Below are 19,344 nucleotides of genomic sequence, written 5' to 3' on the forward strand. Positions count from 1 at the left end.
GAGGGGTGTGAGCTCACATGTTGACGCTCAGTTGCCGACGAAGTCCTCGCGGGCCAGCAGGCCCGTGTCGGGCTGGTCGGTGAAGACGCCGTCGATACCGGTCGCGAAGTACGTCTTGTACGCGCCGAAGACGTCACCGTAGGCGTCCGCGTCCGTGCCCTTGCGGAAGTTCGCCGGCAGGAAGGGGTTCTCGTTGCGCAGCGTCCACGGGTGCAGGATCAGGCCCACCTTGTGCGCGTCCGCGACGAGCGTCGTGGGCTGCGTGAGGTTGCCCTTGGCGTCACGCGGGATGACCAGGTCCAGGGTCGGGCCGATGCCCTGCGCGTAGGAGGCGATCTCCCGCAGGCCGGCCGGCTTCACCAGGTCGGCGACCGTGCGCGGGTCGCCCGTCTCGACGAAGTCCCAGGGGCGGGTGTCCGCCGAGGACAGCAGGACGACCAAGGGGTTGTCGACGAGCTTGTTGAGGCGCTCGATGCTCGTCGGCTCGAAGGACTGGAGGATGACCGGGGAGGTGCGCCGGTCCTTGCGGTACTTGCGCAGCAGCTTGGCGACCCGCTCCTCCAGGGGGAGGCCCTGCTTGCGGAAGTAAGTGGGGTGCTTGAGCTCGGGGTAGATCCAGACCTGCTTGCCGCGCTCGCGGGTCTGCTGGTCCTGCCACTTCAGGACCTCTTCGAAGGTGGGGATCTCCCAGCGGCCGTTGTAGAGGGTGTTGTGCGGGCGGTTGGCCGGGATGCGCTCGATCGCCCGCAGGGTCTTCAGCTCGGCGAGCGTGAAGTCCTCGGTGAACCAGCCGGTGGTGGAGACACCGTCGAGGAGCTTGGTCTTCTTGCGGTCGGCGAACTCGGGGTGGTCGGCGACGTCCGTGGTGCCGCCGATCTCCGGCTCGTGACGGCACACGAGGTGACCGTCCTTCGTCGGCACCAGGTCGCCCGCCTCGACGATGTCGGCACCCACGTCGAGGGCCAGCTGGTACGAGCCGAAGGTGTGCTCCGGGCGGTAGCCGCTGGCCCCGCGGTGGCCGACGATCGTCGGCTTGGGCAGGCTCTTCAGACCGCCATGCCCGCCATGTCCGCCGCGGGTGCCTTCGGCTCTCGCCGTGCCGGTCATGCCGAGGACCGCTCCCCCGGCGCCGAGCACCGCCGCGCCGAGCAGGGCCCGCCGTCCGGTTCCATCCGTTTCCTCGTTCGGCCTCTGCGTTCCCATGAGCGCCCTCCCTGCCGTCGGCTCGTCAGTGCGGGCCGATCGTACGGGCGCGTACATGACGGGTGGGAGACGCCGGGCGGAACACGTGGGTGACGACGGATGTCGTAGTGGCTGGTGGGGGCGAGGAACTGACGGCTCGTCGACGGCTCGTCGGGTTCGTCGCGTCCCGGCGATTCGGTGCGGCGGTTCTGGGAACGCGTCCGATACGCCCCGGGAGCGACGTCCGTCACACGTGGCGGCCGGGTTACGCATCGTCCACGGCGGGTCACCGCAGGTGAACCCGCGTCACTGGTGCGTAAGACCTCGGTTAAGTCCCCGTGCCCGATGTGCGCGACCCCCGGGGCCACGAGTATCGTCCTCACCTGCACAGACTCATACCGCATCCCTTGACACGGAGGGCCCGTTGTCCCGCTTCGCGCTCATCAAGGCAGTGCTCGGCCCGATCATGCGCCTGATGTTCCGCCCTCAGGTGGAAGGTGCGGAGCACATTCCCGGCGACGGTCCGGTCATCCTGGCCGGCAACCACCTGACGTTCATCGACTCGATGATCCTGCCGCTGGTCTGCGACCGGCAGGTCTTCTTCATCGGCAAGGACGAGTACGTGACCGGGAAGGGCCTCAAGGGCCGGCTGATGGCCTGGTTCTTCACGGGCGTCGGCATGATCCCGGTGGATCGTGACGGTGGCCGGGGTGGTGTCGCCGCGCTGATGACCGGGCGCCGGGTGCTGGAGGAGGGCCGGGTGTTCGGGATCTACCCGGAGGGGACGCGGTCGCCCGACGGGCGGCTGTACCGGGGGCGGACCGGCATCGCCCGGCTGACCTTGATGACGGGTGCGCCCGTGGTGCCGTTCGCCATGATCGGGACGGACCGGCTCCAGCCGGGTGGGGCGGGTCTTCCCCGGCCGGGGAAGGTCACGGTCCGGTTCGGTGAGGCGATGGAGTTCTCCCGGTACGAGGGGATGGACCGGGATCGGTATGTGCTGCGGGCCGTGACCGACTCCGTGATGAGTGAGGTCATGCGGTTGTCCGGGCAGGAGTATGTGGACATGTACGCGAGTAAGGCGAAGGAAGCGGCGTAGTTCCTCGGGCGCGGGTTTGTGGGGGCTGGTCGCGCTCACGCGGCGGAGCCGCATATCGGACAGAGCCTCGCGCCCCTAAAGGGGCGCCGTATCCGGCGGGCCGCCATTCGTCTGACCGTCCCCCGATGCCGGGAACCACAGCACGAACGTAGAGCCCTCCCCCACCCGTGAGAACAGGCGGACCTGGCCGCCGTGTGATTCGACTATCTGTCTGACGATGGCCAGGCCCAGGCCGGCATGGCGGTCGCGGCCGCCGCCGTTGCCCTTGGCTCGCCAGAAGCGGTCGAAGACCCTCGCCCGGTCGTCGTCGCCTATGCCCGGGCCCTCGTCCCGTACCGCCGTCCAGAGCCAGGAGCCGTCCCGGCCGGCCGCGACGGTGATGCGGGAACCCGGTGGGGCCAGCCGGACCGCGTTCGAGAGCAGGTTGCCGACGGCCCGGCGCAGGGCGTCGTGGTCGCCGATGACCGTGAGGCCGGGGGCGAGGCTGCGGTGCAGGAGCTGGCCGCGTTCGGCGGCGAGCGGGGCGAACTCCTCGCATGCCTCGCGGGCCGCCGCCGCGAGGTCGACGTCGGCGTCGGCGAGGGCGGGGGCGCTGCGGCGGGCGGTGGCGAGCAGGTCCTCGACCAGGCGGGTCATGCGGGTCGTGGCCCGGTCGACGCTGCGGGCGGCGACACGGCGGTCCTCCTCCTCGGAGTCCTCCGCCGTGAGTACGGCGTCGACGTTGGCTCGGATGATCGCCAGCGGGCTGCGCAGCTCGTGTGAGGCGTCGTCGATGAGCTGGCGCTGAGCGCGGAAGGCCTCGTCGAGGCGGTCGAGCATGGAGTCGACGGTGTCGGCGAGGTCGCGCAGCTCGTCCTTGGGGCCGGTGAGGCGGATGCGCTGGGAGAGGTCGGTGGCCTGGATCTCGGCTGCCGTGCGGGAGATCGCGCGGACCGGGCGCAGGGCGCGGCCGGCGAGGATCCAGCCGATGACGGGGCTGGCCACGGCGAGCGCGCCGAGCACGATGAAGGAGAAGTTGCGCAGGTTGCCGAGGGTCTCGTAGTTGACGGCCGCCTCGACCTCCTGGAGCTTCACGGCGTCGAACTGACCCATGTAGACGCCGTTGACGTACTTCTCGGCGCGGAACTGCTTGCTGACCGGGTGGGCCTCGCCGCTGCGCTCGACCGCGAAGTAGGTGGCGCCGAGGACGAGGGCGGTGAGGAGGAAGAGGAGGCCGGAGTAGAGGACCGTGAGGCGGAAGCGGATGGTGTGCGTGAAGGCGGGCAGCCGGATCCGGGTCCCGATCGGCCGGAGCATCGTCGTCACGGCGCCTCCTTCAGGCGGTAGCCCTGCCGTATCACCGTCTCGATGAGCGGCTCGTCGTCCCCGGTGACCTTGCGACGCAGGGAGCCGACGGTGACGCGGACGGTGTTGGTGAACGGGTCGGCGTGTTCGTCCCAGACGTGTTCGAGCAGTTCCTCGGCCGGGACGACGCGCCCGGGGCGGGTCATCAGGTAGTGCAGGACACCGAACTCCTTGGGGGTGAGCGGGAGCCTGCGGTCCCCTCGGTACGCCTCGAAGCGGGCGGTGTCCAGGCGGAGCTCGCCGACCTCGACGACGGAGGTGCCGCCGTCCTCGCGGCGCAGCAGGGCGCGGATGCGGGCGAGGAGTTCGGGCAGCGCGAAGGGTTTCACGAGGTAGTCGTCGGCGCCCTCGTCGAGGCCGCGTACCCGGTCGGCGAGGCGGTCGCGGGCGGTGAGCATCAGGATGCGGGGGCCACCGGGGGTGGCGCGGATGGCGCGGCAGACGGAGAAGCCGTCGCCGTCGGGCAGGTTGAGGTCCAGCAGGACCAGGTCGTAGTCGTTCACGGTGAGCTTCTCGGTTGCGGTGTCGACGTCGGGTGCGACGTCGACCGCGTAGCCGGCCCTGATCAGGCCCACCTTGAGGGCGACGACGAGGTCTTCCTCGTCCTCGACGACCAGCAGTCGCATGGGCGCGGCCCCCTTCAGCCACCGTCGATGATGGTCCGGGCGGCCTCCACCGCGTCGCCCACGGGGATCGCGAAGCCGATGCCGATGGAACCGCCTCTGTTCTGGTCCAACGTCGCGATGGCCGTGTTGATGCCGATGACGCGCCCTTCGTCGTCGACGAGCGGTCCGCCGGAGTTCCCCGGGTTGATCGAGGCGTCGGTCTGGAGCGCCCGCCGCGGTCCTCCCCCGCTGCCCTCGCCGAGCCGGACCGAGCGGTCCAGAGCGCTGACGATGCCGGAGGTGACGGTGCCGCTCAGGCCGAGCGGGGAGCCGATGGCCAGGACGGTGTCGCCGACGGCCGGGCGGGTGCCGGTGGCGAGGTCGGCGGCGCGCAGGCCGCGGGAGGTCTCCGGCTCCAGTACGGCGACGTCGTGGGCGGGGTCGTCGCCGATCACCTCGGCAGCGAGCCGGCGGCCGTCCTGAAGTTCGACGGACACCCGTGAACTGCCGTCCACCACATGCGCGTTGGTGAGGATCCGGCCCCGCTCGTCGAAGACGAACCCGGAGCCCTGGCCGCGGTCCGTCTGGACGGAGACCACGCTGGGCAGCACCCGGGCGGCGACGGCCTGGAGGTCGCCCGGGGCGCGGGCGGCCGGTGCGGAGGTGGGGACGGGGTCGTCGTCGCCGAGTGTCCCGGCGGCGTATCCGGCGAGACCGCCCGCGAGGACGGCGGCCAGGACGGCGGAGGCCAGCGGGCGGGGGCTGCGGGACGGGCGTGGGGACGGAGGTTGTGGTGTGGCTGCGGAGGGCGCTGGGGCCGGTGGTGCCAGTGGCTCCGTGTGCTCGCGCGGGCGGCCCGGGAAGAAGGACGGGCCGCGGGGCTCGCCCAGGCCGGAGCGGGGATGAGGGTCGGACACGGTCGTACCTCCTTCGTCACGGGAGCCGCGAGAACCACAGCAGGGACAGCGCGGCCGTCACGAGCGCCGTGACCAGCCCGGCGGCCACGAACCACTGCCAGATCTCGCGCTCCTCGGTGCGGTAGCCGACGGAGCTGCCGATGTCCTCGTAGACCGCCTGGAGTTCCTCTCCGGTGGCGGCCTCGTGGTAGTCGCCGCCGGTGCGGGAGGCGAGGTTCTCCAGGGCGGGTCCGTCGACCGGGACCTGGAGGATGCGGCCGCCGCCGAGGTCGACGACGCCGTCCTCGGTGCCGTAGGCGATCGTCGAGACCGGGATGCGGTCGCCGGCCGCCTCCTCGGCCGCCGACTCGACCGAGCGGCCGGAGGTGTTGGCACCGTCGGACAGCAGCACGATGTGCGCGGGCGGTGGCTCGGTCTCGGCCTGCCTGTCGAGGGCGCGGATGGCGTCGCGGGCGGCGATGACGGCGTCGCCGATCGCCGTGGCCTGGCCGAGGGTGAGCTGCTCGAGGGCCGAGCGCAGCACCGCGCGGTCGGTGGTGGGCGGCACCGCGACCGTGGCCGAGCCGCTGAAGGAGACCAGTCCGGTGTTGAACCGTTCGGGCAGCCGGTCGACGAACGCGAGGGCGGCGCGCTGGGCGGCCACGAAGCGAGTGGGGTCGACGTCGGTGGCCTCCATGGACCCGGACGTGTCGAAGGCGATCATGATCGTGGCCCGCTCCCGGGGAACCTGCACCTCGGCGGTCGGCCGGGCGAAGCCCAGCACCAGCAGCGCGAGCGTGGCGCAGAAGACGGCGGCGGGGAGGTGCCGGCGCCAGCCGGGGCGGCTGGGCGCGACCTTGTCGAGCAGGTCGAGGTTGGTGAAGCGGACGGCGTAGCGGCTGCGTCGGCGCTGGAGCAGCACATACGCGGCGATCAGGCCGGCGAGCGGCACGAGCAGCAGGAGCCAGCCGGGTGAGCGCAGACTCATCGTGCCTCCCTCATGCCGCCCCGCCGCCGGCCCGGCGCCGCTGCGCCTCGACGTACCGGACGACGTCGCGGACCCAGTCCCGGTCGGTGCGCAGCCGCAGATGGCCGGCGCCCGCGCGGCGGATGGACTGCCGGATCAGTGCCCGTTGCTCCAGCGCGGCCCGCGCGTAGCGCTCCCGCAGTCCCCGGGTGTGCGTGGAGATCTCGCGGCTGCGTCCGGTCTCCGGGTCGACGACGGTGAGCAGCCCGACAGGCGGCAGGTCCAGTTCGCGCGGGTCGACGATCTCCACGGCGAGGACCTGGTGCCGGCGGGCGAGGGTCTTCAGGGGCTGTTCCCAGCCCGTCTCCAGGAAGTCGGAGACGACGGCGACCAGGCCGCGGGCCGGCAGGACGCGCAGGGTGTGCAGGGCGTCGGCGAGGTGGTGTGCCGGGGGCCCGGGGGTGACGCGCGGGCGTTCGAGGGCGGTCCGCAGGATCGCGAGCAGGTGGCGGCGGCCGGTGCGGGGCGGGATGCGCCGGCTGCCGTACGGTCCGCCCCCCGGGGGGTGGTCCCCGGGGCCCTGTCCGGCGAAGACGGCGCCGAGGCGGTTGCCGGCCCGTTCGGTGAGGAAGGCGACGGCGGCCGCCGCGCCCACCGCGAGGTCCCGTTTCTCCATCCGCGCGGTGCCGAAGTCCATGCTGGCGGAGGCGTCGAGGACGATCCAGGTGGTGAGTTCGCGGTCGGCGAGGGTGAGGCGGACGTGCGGGACGGTGGTGCGGGCGGTGGCGTTCCAGTCCATCCGGCGGACGTCGTCGCCGATGACGTACGGCCGGGTCTCCGCGACCTCGTCGCCGGGTCCGGGCACGAGGGAGGGGTGGTCGCCCTGGAGCAGGCCGTCGGGGTGCCGGGTGAAGAGCAGCTCCAGGTGCCGCAGCGCCTGCTCGGGGGTCAGTTCGCCCAGGGCCGGGGTCATGCCGCCGCCTCCTCGGCCGCCTGACGGGGGCTGATCCGCGGCTGGTCCACGGAGGCGAGTACCTCGTCGACGATCTGCGGCCCGGTCACTCCGTCGGCGAGCGCGTCGAAGGAGAGGACCAGGCGGTGCCCGACGACCTCGTGTGCCAGGTCGCTCACGTCCTCGGGCAGGACGTAGCCGCGGCCCCGCAGCACGGCCAGCGCACGGGCGGCGGCGACCAGGCCGAGGGTGGCGCGCGGGCCGGCGCCGTGGGCCAGCCGCCGCTCCGGACCGGCCAGTTCACGCGTGGCGCAGACGAGTCGTACGGCGTACTCGGCGACGGCGTGGTGCACGAACACCTCGTCGGTGGTGCGCTGGAGCGCGACCAGCCGCTCGGGGGTGAGGACCCGGCGCGGGCGGGGCGGGTCGACGCTCATCCGGTAGAGGATGGCGAGCTCCTCGGACTCGCTGGGCGCGGCGACCTCCACCTTGAGCAGGAAGCGGTCGCGCTGGGCCTCGGGGAGGTGGTAGACGCCCTCGGACTCGATCGGGTTCTGGGTGGCGAGGACGAGGAAGGGTTCGGGGACGGGGAGCGTGGTGCCGCCGATGGAGACCTGGTGCTCGCCCATGACCTCCAGCAGGGCGGACTGGACCTTGGCGGGGGCGCGGTTGATCTCGTCGGCCAGGACGATGTTGGCGATGACCGGGCCGGGTTCGATGTCGAAGGTCTCCTGGGAGGGCCGGTAGACGCGGGTGCCGGTGATGTCGGAGGGGACGAGGTCGGGCGTGAACTGGAGCCGGGCGAACCGTCCGCCCACGACATGCGCCAGGGTCTTCGCGGCGAGCGTCTTGGCGACGCCCGGCACGCCCTCCAGCAGGCAGTGGCCGCGGGCCAGTACGGCGGTGAACATCCGCTCCACCATGCGGTCCTGGCCGACGATCACCCGCTTGACCTCGAAGAGGGCCTCTTCCAGGAGCTTGCCGTCGGGGGGCAGGGCGGCCGGTGCGGTGGCCACGGTCACAGCTCCGAGGCGGGGTCGCCGCCGCTCGGGGCGGTGCCGGCGTCCTTCCACGGGCAGTCCTCGCCGCCCGCCGCGCCCCCGCCGGAGGAGGTGCCCTCCTCTACGACGAACCTGACCTGCTCGTGCGGCGTCTCGTCACCGTCGGCGGCGAGCGCGACACCGCCGCCCGTGAGGCCGGCGGCGGCCAGGACGGAGACGGTGACGATCGCCTTCTTCGTACGACGTGTCATGATCGGTGGCTCCTTCGGCCGTGGGGAACGACGTCGGATACGGAGCCAAGACCATCAGGCGAGGGCGAAAACGGGCTTAAAGGCGGCGTCAAAGAGCGGGCCGAACGGCAATCGACGGCCAGGACGAGATCATCGCTCAGGCCGAGGGCGTGGGCGCGGGGTCGAGGGTGAGCGGAGTCAGGCCCTGGCAATCCGGGGAAGCCTTGTAGGCCTGTTCGAGTGCCGGGTTGCGGGAGAGCAGGCTCGGCAGGTCGGCGTCCTTCGGCACGGCCGAGTTCACGTCGTCGGCCACCGCCATCGGGAATGTGGAGGTGAACACGTCCGACGACGACGCGCCTGCCAGGGTCTTCCGCGCCTTTCCGACCTCGGCGGCAGCGGCCTGAAGTGCCGCGACGTAGGCGACGGTGACCTCGTCTCCGCCCGCGACGGGTGACGGGCCGATCTCCCGGAACTCCTCGGCCTTCTCCTGGAGCCCTTCGTGGGACGCCCTGACGAAGTGAGCGAGCTGCTCGCGGGTGGGCTTGCGCGGCACGTAGCTCAGGGCCGCGACGCGCGCCGCGCCCTGCTGGGCCTGGAGGTTCTTGTCGGCGGTGCACACCTTGCCCACCCAGGTGCTCATGGCCCGGGTGGGAGCCGGCGCGCTGGACGGGGCGCCGCCGGACGGGTCGGGCGCACCGCCGTCGCTGCCGCCGGACGAGCACGCGACCAGCCCCACAAGGGCCATGAGCAGCGCGATGGAGGCGGTCGGCACCGGACGAGGCGGTCGTCCACTCGGTGTCATATGTCACCTGGCGAAGTCTCGTTGGGGATCTGGGCGGCAGGAGGATACGCGTCCTTCCCCGGGAGGGGTCCCCAGCGGAGTGCCGTGCTGATCAGCGAGGGTATCTCGCCGTTTCGGCCGCCACAGGGGGCTACGGGTGTTCCGCCCCGTCCTCCAGCCGCTGCCCCCGCAACAGGAACCACGTCGCCACCGCGGCGGCCAGGAGGACCGCCGCGCCGACGCCCGCCGCGAGGGCCAGGCCGTCGACGAAGGACGTGCGGGCCGCGTCCAGCATCACCGCGGAGGTGTGCGCGGGCATGCTCGCGGCCGCCTCCACGGCGCCGCCCAGCGACTCGTGGGCCGCGGCCGGTGTGCCTGCCGGACCGGTGAAGTCGCGGTAGACACCGGTCACGATGGAACCGAGCACGGCGATGCCGAGGGCCGCGCCGAGTTCGTACGCCGTCTCGGACACGGCGGACGCGGAACCGGCCTGCTCCTTGGGCACGCTGGAGAGGATCACGTCGGCGGTCACGGTGAACGAGAAACCGGCTCCGACGCCGACCACCAGCAGCGAGGCACCGAGCAGCGGGTAGGCGGTGGACTGGCCGATCACCGTGAGCGCGGCCAGGGCGAGGCCGATCGCCGCGAGCCCCCCGGAGACGACGGCCCGCACCGAGAAGCGCCGGGCCGCGCGTCCCGCGACCAGACCGGCCACCACCGCGCCGATCGCGGCGGGCAGTTCCGCCAGCCCCGCCTCCAACGGGCGCCTGCCCTGGACGAGTTGCAGGTACTGGGAGAGGAAGAACACCAGCCCGGACAGTCCGAGGATGGTCAGCAGATCGGCCAGCACCGCCCCGCTGAAGCCGCGGTTGCTGAACAGCCGCATGTCCAGCAGCGGGGCCGGAAGGGTGAACTGGCGGCGTACGAACCCGTAGAGGGCGGCCACGCCCAGCAGACCCACGGCCAGGGTGTCCCACGCGAAGCCGTGCGTGGCGGCCTCCTTGATCGCGTACACGACACCGACCATGCCGACCAGCGACAGCACGACGCTGGCCAGGTCCCAGGGGCCGGGGTTCGCGGTGCGCGACTCGGGCAGCAGCTTGATGCCTACGAGGACCAGGACGGCCATCACGGGCAGGTTGATCAGGAAGACCGAGCCCCACCAGAAGTGCTCCAGCAGGAACCCGCCGACGATCGGGCCGACGGCGGTACCGGCGGAGGCGGTGGCGCCCCAGATGCCGACGGCGAAACTGCGTTCGCGCGGGTCGTGGAAGAGGTTGCGGATCAGGGCGAGCGTGGCCGGCATCAGGGTCGCGCCGGCGACGCCGAGCAGCGCCCGCGCCACGATCAGCGTCTCCGGTGTCGTGGCGTAGGCGTTGAACACGGATATCGTGCCGAACGCCGTGGCACCGACGAGCAGGATCCGCTTGCGGCCTATCCGGTCGCCGAGGCTGCCCATGGAGACGAGCAGACCGGCGATGACGAACGAGTAGACGTCGCCGATCCACAGCAGCTGCGTGCCGGAGGGCTTGAGGTCCTCGCTGATGTAGGGGGTCGCGAGACCGAGGACGGTCGCGTCGACGGCCACCAGCAGCACGGCGAGCACGAGGACGCCGAGCGCGAGCCAGCGGCCCGGGCGCTTCACCGTCTCGGCCGTCTCAGCCGGCTGCAACGTGCTGGTCATGATTCCTCTCTCCGTAGTGCGCCGCCGAGCAGCAGCTCGACGATCATGTGCTGGAAGTCCTTGGGGGCGCCCTTGCCGCTCTGCACCATCCAGGCGCCGGAGGCCAGTAGGCCGTAGAGCGCCTCGGTGAGCCAGGCCGGCGTGAGGTCGATGCGGAACTCGCCGCTGAGCTGGCCGCGCCGGAACAGGGCGGAGATCCGGTCGTCGATCAGGGTCCAGCCCGGGTTCTGCTCCTCGCCCTCGAACAGCTGGTTCTCGGTGTAGAGGAACCCGAGCAGTCCGGCGGCGGGCTCGATGGCCCCGACCAGCCGGCGCACGGCCTCGCTCGCCGTGCCCTCGTCGAGCCGGGCGGCGTCCAGCGCGGCCTCGCACTCCGCGATGCCCAGCGACTCCAGCGCGCGGACGAGCGCGTCACGCCCGGCGAAGTGGCGGTGCAGTGTGGCGCGGCTGATCCCGGCGGTCTTCGCGACCTCGTCCATGGTCGCGGTGGATTTCCGGGTCAGCAGGGCCGCGGCGGTGCGCAGCACGTGGTCAGGATCGACAGCCATGAGACGACCATACTCCATATGAGACATGAATGTCTCATACTGGGCGTGGGTGACTCACGGCTGCCGGTGCATGGAGAGGTGGTGATCAGTGCCAGGGCAGTTGGCCGCGCCGCTCCCAGTACGCCTGCGGTTCCTCGACCAGCGTGGCGAGGCGGGTCAGCTGGTCGTCGTCGAGGTCGACGACCGTCGCGTGCAGGTTGGAGGCGAGCTGGGTGGTGGTGGCCGCGCCGGAGAGGACGACGCCGGCCCAGGGCTGCCGCAGGATCACCGCCAGGGCGACGGCGTCACAGCCCAGCCCGGTCTCCTCGGCGATCTCCTTCAGCACGTCCGGCGCGTGCGGCCCCGCGAGGCGGCCGTTGGCCATGCCCTCCTTGACGATCACGGTGAGCCCGGCGTCGTGTGCCTCGGCGAGGGCGGGCGCGGCGGAGGTCTCCAGCGCGTTGTACGTCGACTGGACGGTACGGAAGAGGGGTTCGCCGTCGACCGTCACGGCGAGGGCGGCGCGGATCGCGTCCGCCTGCGCGGGACCGCTGGTGGAGAAGCCGATGGTGAGCCCCTGGGCGGCGGCTTCCGCGAGCTTCGCGTGCAGTTCCTTGTCGGTGAGGGCCGGGCTGTCCGGGGTCACCGAGTGGATCTGGTAGAGGTCGAGCCGGTCGCCGAACAGGGCGTCGGTCTCGGCGCGCTGCCGTTCGTAGGTGGGCAGGGTGTGGTCCTTGACCTCGTGCGTCTCGGCGTCGGTGGACCAGTCGGCGGTGTAGGTGTAGCCCCACTTGCTGCCGACGACGATGTCGTCCAGGCCGGGCCTCGCCTTGAGCCAGTCTGCGAGGAACTCTTCCGAGCGGCCGTAGGAGCGGGCGGCGTCGAAGTAGCGGACGCCTTGGGCGTAGGCGGCGTTCAGGAGTTCATGTGTGCGGTTGCGCAGCGTCTCGACGCTGCGGTCGTCTCCGAGGTCTTCGTCTCGGCCGAGGTTGATGTAGCCGGGGCGTCCGACGGCGGCGAGGCCGAGGCCGATGTGGCAGGTGGGGGTTGTTGCTGTGGCCAGGCGGGCGAAGGGCATCGGGGGTTCCGTTCGGTCGGCTGCGGCTTTCGACCAACGTAACCCCCGGGATGACCTTCGCCTCTGAGATCGGGGCCTGCTGTGTGTTTGCGAGTGCGGGTTGTGCGGGGCTGCTCGCGCAGTTCCCCGCGCCCCTGAGGCGTTTTCCCTCAGCCCTTCTTCTTGGCCAGAGCCCACTCGTGCTGGGCCGCCACGTCCGCCTTCACCTCTGCCAGCTGGATCGCCACCGCGCTCGGGGCCGTGCCGCCCCGGCCGTTACGGGAGGCCAGGGCTCCGGGGACGTTGAGGACCGAGCGGACCTCGGGGGTCAGGTGGGTGGAGATCTTCGCGAACTGCTCGTCCGTCAGCTCGTCCAGTTCCTTGCCCTCCGCCTCGGCGACCTTCACGCACTCACCGGCCACCTCGTGGGCGACACGGAACGGTACGCCCTGCTTGACCAGCCACTCGGCGATGTCCGTGGCGAGGGAGAAGCCGGCGGGGGCCAGTTCCTCCATGCGCTCGCGGTGGACCGTGAGCGTGGCCATCATGCCGGTGAAGGCCGGCAGCAGGATCTCCAGCTGGTCGATGGAGTCGAAGACCGGCTCCTTGTCCTCCTGGAGGTCGCGGTTGTACGCGAGCGGGAGGGCCTTGAGCGTGGCCAGCAGGCCCGTCAGATTGCCGATCAGGCGGCCGGACTTGCCGCGCGCCAGCTCGGCGATGTCCGGGTTCTTCTTCTGCGGCATGATCGACGAGCCGGTGGAGAACGCGTCGTGCAGGGTCACGAAGGAGAACTCCTTCGTGTTCCAGAGGATGACCTCCTCGGCGATCCGGGAGAGGTTGACGCCGACCATCGCCGTGATGAACGCGAACTCGGCGACGAAGTCCCGGGAAGCCGTGCCGTCGATGGAGTTGCCGGCGGAGCCGTGCTCGAACCCGAGGTCCTTCGCCACCGCCTCCGGGTCCAGGCCCAGCGAGGAGCCCGCCAGCGCGCCCGAGCCGTAGGGCGACACCGCCGTGCGCGCGTCCCACTGGCGCAGCCGCTCGGCGTCCCGCGACAGTGCCTGGACGTGGGCGAGGACGTGGTGGGCGAAGAGGACCGGCTGGGCGTGCTGGAGGTGGGTGCGGCCGGGCATCGCCACGTCCGGGTGGGCCTCGGCCAGGCCGATCAGCGCGTCCTGGAGCTCGGCGATCAGGCCTCCGATGACCCGGGCGTGGTCGCGCAGGTACATCCGGAAGAGGGTCGCGACCTGGTCGTTGCGGGAGCGGCCCGCGCGCAGCTTGCCGCCGAGGTCGGGGCCGAGCCGCTCCAGCAGGCCGCGCTCCAGGGCGGTGTGCACGTCCTCGTCGGCGATGGTGCCCACGAAGGAGCCGTCGGCGACGTCCGCCTCCAGCTGGTCGAGCCCGGCGATCATCCGGGTCAGCTCGTCCTCGGTGAGCAGGCCCGCCTTGTGGAGCACGCGCGCGTGCGCACGCGAACCGGCGATGTCGTACGGCGCGAGCCGCCAGTCGAAGTGGACGGACGCGGACAGCTTGGCCAGGGCCTCGGCGGGACCGTCGGCGAAACGGCCGCCCCAGAGCCGTACGTCACCGCTGTTGCTGCTCACTTTGCGTTGCTCCTAGAGAGGTATGGATGTGACGCAGACCTTTATATGCCTACGCCCGGTTCCCGTCGTGCTACGTCCGGATCCCGTCGGGCTGTGCCCGCAGGTGACGCTGTGCCGCGATCTTCGACGACAGGCTGTAGATGTCGATGAAGCCCTTGGCGGCGGACTGGTCGAAGGTGTCGCCCGTGTCGTAGGTCGCGAGGTTGAAGTCGTACAGCGACTGCTCCGAGCGCCGGCCGGTGACGACCGCGCGGCCGCCGTGCAGGGTCATGCGGATGTCGCCGGTGACATGCCGGCTGGCCTCGTCGACGAAGCCGTCCAGGGCGCGCTTGAGCGGGGAGAACCACAGGCCGTCGTAGACCAGCTCGCTCCAGCGCTGCTCGACGCCCCGCTTGTAGCGGGCGAGTTCGCGCTCGACGGTGACGTTCTCCAGCTCCTGGTGGGCGGTGATCAGGGCGATCGCGCCGGGAGCCTCGTACACCTCGCGGGACTTGATGCCGACGAGGCGGTCCTCGACCATGTCGATCCGGCCGATGCCCTGGGCTCCGGCGCGCTCGTTGAGCTGCTGGACGGCCTGGAGCACGGTGACGGGCCTGCCGTCGATGGCGACCGGGGCGCCCTCCTTGAAGGAGATGACCACCTCGTCGGGCTCGCGGGCGACGGCCGGGTTCTGCGTGTACTCGTAGATGTCCTCGATCGGCGCGTTCCAGATGTCCTCGAGGAAGCCGGTCTCGATGGCGCGGCCGAAGACGTTCTGGTCGATGGAGTACGGCGACTTCTTGGTGGTCGCGATCGGAAGGCCCTTGTCCTCGCAGAAGGCGATGGCCTTGTCGCGGGTCATGGCGTAGTCGCGGACCGGGGCGATGCACTTGAGGCCGGGGGCGAGGGCGGCGATGCCGGCCTCGAAGCGGACCTGGTCGTTGCCCTTGCCAGTGCAGCCGTGGGCGACGGTCGTGGCGCCGTGCTTGCGGGCGGCGGCGACGAGGTGCTTGACGATCGCCGGCCGGGACAGGGCGGAGACCAGCGGGTAGCGGTCCATGTAGAGGGCGTTGGCCTTGATCGCAGGGAGGCAGTACTCCTCGGCGAACTCGTCCCTTGCGTCGGCCACTTCGGCCTCCACCGCGCCGCACGCGAGGGCGCGCTTGCGGATGACGTCCAGATCCTCGCCGCCCTGGCCGACGTCCACCGCGACCGCGATGACCTCGGCGCCCGTCTCCTCGGCGATCCAGCCGATGGCGACGGAGGTGTCAAGACCGCCGGAGTAGGCGAGTACGACGCGCTCGGTCACGGGTTCTTCCCCTCACACTGCGATCACTGACCTGCATGATTATGCAGAGCTCCGCATGATTCGTCAATGCATCTCGGATCGAGGGCCCGATTCCGGCCATGCCGAGATGACTTTGAAGATCCTTTGAACGCGCGCAACCGCTTACCCGTACCTCTCGCCGAACGCAGGCGCCGCGTTTTGACACCGACGACACCCCCGACCCCCTAGTGAGGCATCCGCATGTCCAGGGCTCTTCCGAAGTACAACAAGCGTCGCGTCGGCTTCATCGGCGGCGCCGCCGCGGTGGCACTGTCCGGCACGGTGATCGCCGGCTTCGCCCTCGCCGGGGAGACGCCTGACAGCGGCGGGACCAACGCCCGGACACTGGCGGGTCCCGGCACCATCACGTGCCCGGACGTCACCGGCGAGCTGCCGGCCATCCCCGCCTCGGCGCAGGCGGAGGTCGACCGCAACCTCGCCCAGCTGAACACCCAGATCGAGGAGGCCAACAAGCGCCTCGTCGACACCGTCGGCCAGGGCGGACCCAACTTCGTCCAGAACGCCATCCTCGGCCCCCTGGAGGACAAGCGCGTCGCCGCGATCAACCGCATCGCCACCGCCATCGGGCGCGCCGCCGAGAAGCCGGAGGGCCTGGAGGCCTTCGCCGCCTGCCAGCTCAACGCCGACGGCGGCGCCGGAGCGGGCGAGGCTGCGGGTGGAGAGGAGGCGGGCGCCGGTGCGGAGGCCGGTGCCGGTGCCGGTGCCGGTGCCGAGGCAGGAGCGGGTGCCGAAGCGGGCGCGGGCGCCGAAGCGGGCGCGGGCGAGGAAGCCGGCGCGGGCGCCGGAGAGGACGCGGGCGCCGGTGCCGGCGAGGCGGGGAACGCGGGCGCCGGCACGATCACCTGCCCGGACGTCGCCTCCCAGCTGCCGGCGATCCCGGCCTCCGCCCAGGCCGAGGTCGACCGCAATCTCGGCCAGCTGGACACCCAGATCGAGGAGGCCAACAAGCGCCTCGTCGACACCGTCGGCCAGGGCGGGCCCAACTTCGTCCAGAACGCCATCCTCGGCCCGCTGGAGGACAAGCGCGTCGCCGCGATCAACCGCATCGCCACCGCCATCGGCCGCACGGCCGAGCGTCCGGCGGGCCTGGACTCCCTGGCCGCCTGCACGCTCACCAAGTGAGGTGACAGGCGCTGTGGCCGCCCCGCGTGAGCGCCGGCCGGGGCGGCCACGGGCAGGCGCCGGGGGCGGGGTCCGGCAGAGGTGACCGGATCCCGCAATTTCTTAGGCACCCGAAAGGTCTTCACCCATAATCTTTAGACATGGGAAAGACTTATGCATGCATAGAAGGCCGGCTCCGCTCGTTCATCGAGGCGCAGCCGGTCTTCTTCACCGCCACCGCTCCCCTGTCCGCCGACGGCACGGTCAACCTCTCCCCCAAGGGCCTCAAGGGCTCCTTCGCGGTGCTCGACGACCACACCGTGGCCTACCTCGACTTCGCGGGCTCCAACGCCGAGACCATCGCCCATCTGCGGGAGAACGGGCGGATCACCCTGATGTGGTGCGCCTTCCAGGGCCCGCCGAACATCGTCCGTGTGCACGGCCGCGGTGAGCCGGTCTTCCGCGACGACCCCCGTTTCGGGGAGCTGCTCGGCCACTTCCCGGACATCGACCCGGCACAGCACGGACTGCGCGCGATCATCGTCGTCACGGCCGAACTCGTCCGGGACACCTGCGGCTACGCCGTGCCCTTCATGGCGTACGAGGCGGACCGCGACCTGCACGGCAAGCGTTTCGCACGCGAGGACGACGCGTCGCTCAGCGCCTACTTCACCAAGAAGGAGCACATCGCGACGAGCCTGGACGGACTACCCGGGCTGCCGTTGCCACTGCCTCCCTCTACGGTCTGAGGCATGCGCCCCGGTGCCGTCGCCCTAGCCGTCTCCTCCCTCGTCGTGCTCGGCGCCGGGGCGCATGCCCCCTCGCCTGCGCTGCCGGCCCGGATGACGGACACCGGCGGCGGCACCCAGCTGATCACCGCGGTGGCCCCGGGGACGGCCTCGACGACGGGCACGGTCACCTGGTGGGACCTCAGGGACGGGCGGTGGGTGAAGGCGGGTTCCGCGCCCGCGCGCTTCGGAGCGAACGGGCTGGTCGAGGGCGCGTCCCGCAAGCAGGGCACGAACACGACACCCACGGGTCTGTACGGCCTGCCGTACGCCTTCGGCATCAAGGCGGCGCCGCGCGGGACGGCGTACAAGTACCGCCGGGTGCACCGGGACTCCTGGTGGTGCCAGGACAACGACTCCCGCTCCTACAACCGCTGGACCGAGCCCCGCGCGGCCGACTGCCGGGCCGCCGAGTCCGAGCACCTGATCACGTACGGGGAGCCGTACGCGCACGCGCTCGTCATCGGCTTCAACTACGAGCGCCCCGTGCGGGGACGCGGCGCGGGAATCTTCCTCCATGTCGACGGGCGCGGGGCGACAGCGGGTTGCGTGTCGGTGCCGAAGGACGCGATGCGACGGATCCTCACCTGGGCCGACCCGGCGAAGCGCCCCCACATCGCCGTCGGGACGGCGAGCGGGGCCACCGCCGTCACCCGCTACTAGGCCCGCGAGGCCGCCCCGGAACCTCTTCGGGTTACCGCCGGTCACTCCCGTACGCACACGACTCGGTGCACGGCTGAACACTCGCGTGTCCCGGCACGTATCTGTGGGCCAAGGGTCAAGTCCCCACGGAGGAACCGTGACCACCACGCTCGCAGGCGGCCGTGCCGCCCGCCGCCAGACGATGCGCCGCATCCGTCCGCGCCGCTCCCCGGCCGTCCCGCTGCTGATCGCCCTGTGGGCGGGTGCGGCGGCCGTGCTGTGGCTGTGGTGGGACAACACGCCGTCCATCGCGGACACCACCGGCAAGATCCTGGCCGCGGGCCGGATCACCGGTCTGCTCGCCGGCTACCTCATGGCGCTGGTGGTGCTCCAGATGGCCCGGGTGCCCGCGCTGGAACGGCGGGTTGGCACCGACCGGGTCGCGCGCTGGCACGCCATGACCGGCCGCTACACCCTCTGCCTGGTCATCACGCACGTCTTCCTCATCATGTGGGGCTACGCGCTGCAGGCGGGCAAGGGCCTCGGCGACATCGTCCAGCAGACGACGGACTCCATCAACCAGCTGCCGGACATGGGCAAGGCCGCCATCGGCACGGGCCTGCTGTTCGTCATCGGGATCCTCTCGATCGGCGGGGTGCGCCGGCTGATCGGGTACGACACCTGGTACCACGTACACCTGCTCACCTACGCGGCGGTGTACCTGACGTTCTGGCACCAGATCACGACCGGCAACGAGTTCGCCGTCGAGCCCGCCGCCAAGACCTTCTGGTACGGGTTGTACGGCGCGGTGACCGCGCTCGTCCTCTGGTTCCGGATCCTCACCCCGATCCGGTTGAACCTGCGGCACCGGATGCGGGTCGAGGCGGTCATCGAGGAGACCCCGGGCATCGTGTCCGTGCTGATCGGCGGGCGCAAGCTGCACCGGATGGGCGCGGAGGCGGGCCAGTTCTTCCGCTGGCGGTTCAAGGCGCCCGGCATGCGCTTCAGTTCGCACCCTTACTCGCTGTCGGCGGCGCCCCGCCCGGACATGCTGCGGATCACCGTCAAGGCGATCGGTGACCACACCTCCCGGCTGCGCGAGCTCAAGCCCGGCACCAAGGTGTGGGCGGAGGGCCCGTACGGCGCGATGACCGCGCAGCGCCGCAGTCGCGGCAAGGTACTGCTGGTCGCGGGCGGTGTCGGCATCACCCCGATGCGGGCCCTGTTCGAGACCCTGCCGGGCGCGTCCGGCGACATCACGCTGCTCTACCGGGCCAACAGCACCCAGGACCTGGCCCTGTGGGGCGAGCTCGCCAAGATCGCCGACGAGCGCGGTGCCCGGCTGATGTACGCGGTCAACAGCCCCGACGGGGAACGCCCCGACATCTCAGCCGAGTCCCTCCGGCGGAAGATCCCGGACATCGACGACCACGACGTCTTCATGTGCGGGCCGCCCGGCTTCGCGCAGTCGGTGTACGAGGCACTGCGCGGCGCGGGAGTCCCCGCCCGCCGTATCCATCACGAGTCGTTCGAGATGTGAGCGACGGGACATCAACA

At 71.4% G+C, this 19,344-nt stretch carries 19 protein-coding genes; 5 read left to right on the plus strand and 14 right to left on the minus strand.

Translation table 11 applies throughout. From position 1 onward, the window contains the following. Positions 1-27 precede the first annotated feature (27 nt). Positions 28-1,203, minus strand: coding sequence for a glycerophosphodiester phosphodiesterase (locus tag PV963_RS08765; protein ID WP_274815075.1), 1,176 nt, complete (start codon positions 1,201-1,203; stop codon positions 28-30). A 403-nt stretch (positions 1,204-1,606) separates the two neighbouring features. On the opposite strand from PV963_RS08765, the gene PV963_RS08770 reads away from it, so the two are divergent. Next, positions 1,607-2,281 (plus strand): lysophospholipid acyltransferase family protein, encoded by a 675-nt coding sequence (locus PV963_RS08770; RefSeq protein WP_274815076.1) that lies wholly within the window; start codon positions 1,607-1,609, stop codon positions 2,279-2,281. A gap of 75 nt (positions 2,282-2,356) precedes the next feature. Here the strand turns inward: PV963_RS08770 and PV963_RS08775 are convergent, their stop codons facing one another. The 13 genes from PV963_RS08775 to PV963_RS08835 form a co-directional block, all read right to left on the minus strand. Further along, positions 2,357-3,577 carry a sensor histidine kinase gene (locus PV963_RS08775; protein ID WP_274821974.1) on the minus strand — a complete coding sequence of 407 codons (1,221 nt, stop codon included), beginning with the start codon at positions 3,575-3,577 and terminating at the stop codon, positions 2,357-2,359. A gap of 5 nt (positions 3,578-3,582) precedes the next feature. Further along, positions 3,583-4,251 carry a response regulator transcription factor gene (locus PV963_RS08780; RefSeq protein ID WP_274815077.1) on the minus strand — a complete coding sequence of 223 codons (669 nt, stop codon included), beginning with the start codon at positions 4,249-4,251 and terminating at the stop codon, positions 3,583-3,585. 14 nt (positions 4,252-4,265) lie between these two features. Further along, positions 4,266-5,147, minus strand: a complete 882-nt coding sequence (locus PV963_RS08785) for a S1C family serine protease (protein ID WP_274815078.1) — start codon at positions 5,145-5,147, stop codon at positions 4,266-4,268. Between the two features lie 16 nt (positions 5,148-5,163). Further along, complete coding sequence (locus PV963_RS08790) at positions 5,164-6,114, minus strand: VWA domain-containing protein (RefSeq protein WP_274815079.1); 951 nt, start codon at positions 6,112-6,114, stop codon at positions 5,164-5,166. Positions 6,115-6,124: 10 nt separating this feature from the next. Then, positions 6,125-7,066 (minus strand): DUF58 domain-containing protein, encoded by a 942-nt coding sequence (locus PV963_RS08795; protein ID WP_274815080.1) that lies wholly within the window; start codon positions 7,064-7,066, stop codon positions 6,125-6,127. Further along, positions 7,063-8,061, minus strand: coding sequence for an AAA family ATPase (locus PV963_RS08800; RefSeq protein WP_274815081.1), 999 nt, complete (start codon positions 8,059-8,061; stop codon positions 7,063-7,065). The genes PV963_RS08795 and PV963_RS08800 overlap by 4 nt, the downstream gene beginning before the upstream one ends. A 2-nt stretch (positions 8,062-8,063) precedes the next feature. Next, positions 8,064-8,297 carry a hypothetical protein gene (locus tag PV963_RS08805; RefSeq protein ID WP_274815083.1) on the minus strand — a complete coding sequence of 78 codons (234 nt, stop codon included), beginning with the start codon at positions 8,295-8,297 and terminating at the stop codon, positions 8,064-8,066. Positions 8,298-8,433: 136 nt separating this feature from the next. Next, the gene (locus PV963_RS08810) at positions 8,434-9,048 is read right to left on the minus strand and encodes a hypothetical protein (RefSeq protein WP_274815084.1); all 615 of its coding nucleotides are present in this window, start codon (positions 9,046-9,048) and stop codon (positions 8,434-8,436) included. A 160-nt stretch (positions 9,049-9,208) separates the two neighbouring features. Next, positions 9,209-10,741 (minus strand): MFS transporter, encoded by a 1,533-nt coding sequence (locus tag PV963_RS08815; protein ID WP_274815085.1) that lies wholly within the window; start codon positions 10,739-10,741, stop codon positions 9,209-9,211. After that, on the minus strand, positions 10,738-11,289 hold the full coding sequence (locus PV963_RS08820) for a TetR/AcrR family transcriptional regulator (RefSeq protein WP_274815086.1): 552 nt from the start codon (positions 11,287-11,289) through the stop codon (positions 10,738-10,740). Before PV963_RS08820 ends, PV963_RS08815 begins: the two co-directional genes overlap by 4 nt. 85 nt (positions 11,290-11,374) lie before the next feature. Next, on the minus strand, positions 11,375-12,346 hold the full coding sequence (locus PV963_RS08825) for an aldo/keto reductase (RefSeq protein ID WP_274815087.1): 972 nt from the start codon (positions 12,344-12,346) through the stop codon (positions 11,375-11,377). Between the two features lie 149 nt (positions 12,347-12,495). After that, positions 12,496-13,929 carry an argininosuccinate lyase gene (argH, locus tag PV963_RS08830; RefSeq protein ID WP_274815088.1) on the minus strand — a complete coding sequence of 478 codons (1,434 nt, stop codon included), beginning with the start codon at positions 13,927-13,929 and terminating at the stop codon, positions 12,496-12,498. A 70-nt stretch (positions 13,930-13,999) separates the two neighbouring features. Then, positions 14,000-15,217, minus strand: a complete 1,218-nt coding sequence (locus tag PV963_RS08835; RefSeq protein ID WP_274815089.1) for an argininosuccinate synthase — start codon at positions 15,215-15,217, stop codon at positions 14,000-14,002. Positions 15,218-15,436: 219 nt separating this feature from the next. On the opposite strand from PV963_RS08835, the gene PV963_RS08840 reads away from it, so the two are divergent. The 4 genes from PV963_RS08840 to PV963_RS08855 all read left to right on the plus strand — a co-directional run bounded on the left by PV963_RS08840 (position 15,437) and on the right by PV963_RS08855 (position 19,327). Next, on the plus strand, positions 15,437-16,378 hold the full coding sequence (locus tag PV963_RS08840) for a hypothetical protein (RefSeq protein WP_274815090.1): 942 nt from the start codon (positions 15,437-15,439) through the stop codon (positions 16,376-16,378). A 140-nt stretch (positions 16,379-16,518) separates the two neighbouring features. After that, positions 16,519-17,106 carry a pyridoxamine 5'-phosphate oxidase family protein gene (locus PV963_RS08845; protein ID WP_274815091.1) on the plus strand — a complete coding sequence of 196 codons (588 nt, stop codon included), beginning with the start codon at positions 16,519-16,521 and terminating at the stop codon, positions 17,104-17,106. Positions 17,107-17,109: 3 nt separating this feature from the next. Next, a complete protein-coding gene (locus PV963_RS08850) occupies positions 17,110-17,808 on the plus strand; it encodes a L,D-transpeptidase family protein (RefSeq protein ID WP_274815092.1) in 699 nt (232 codons plus the stop codon). Positions 17,809-17,944: 136 nt separating this feature from the next. Continuing rightward, the gene (locus tag PV963_RS08855) at positions 17,945-19,327 is read left to right on the plus strand and encodes a ferredoxin reductase family protein (RefSeq protein WP_274815093.1); all 1,383 of its coding nucleotides are present in this window, start codon (positions 17,945-17,947) and stop codon (positions 19,325-19,327) included. Positions 19,328-19,344: the final 17 nt, after the last annotated feature.

This window comes from Streptomyces coeruleorubidus (assembly GCF_028885415.1).
Classification (GTDB): Bacteria; Actinomycetota; Actinomycetes; order Streptomycetales; family Streptomycetaceae; genus Streptomyces; species Streptomyces coeruleorubidus_A.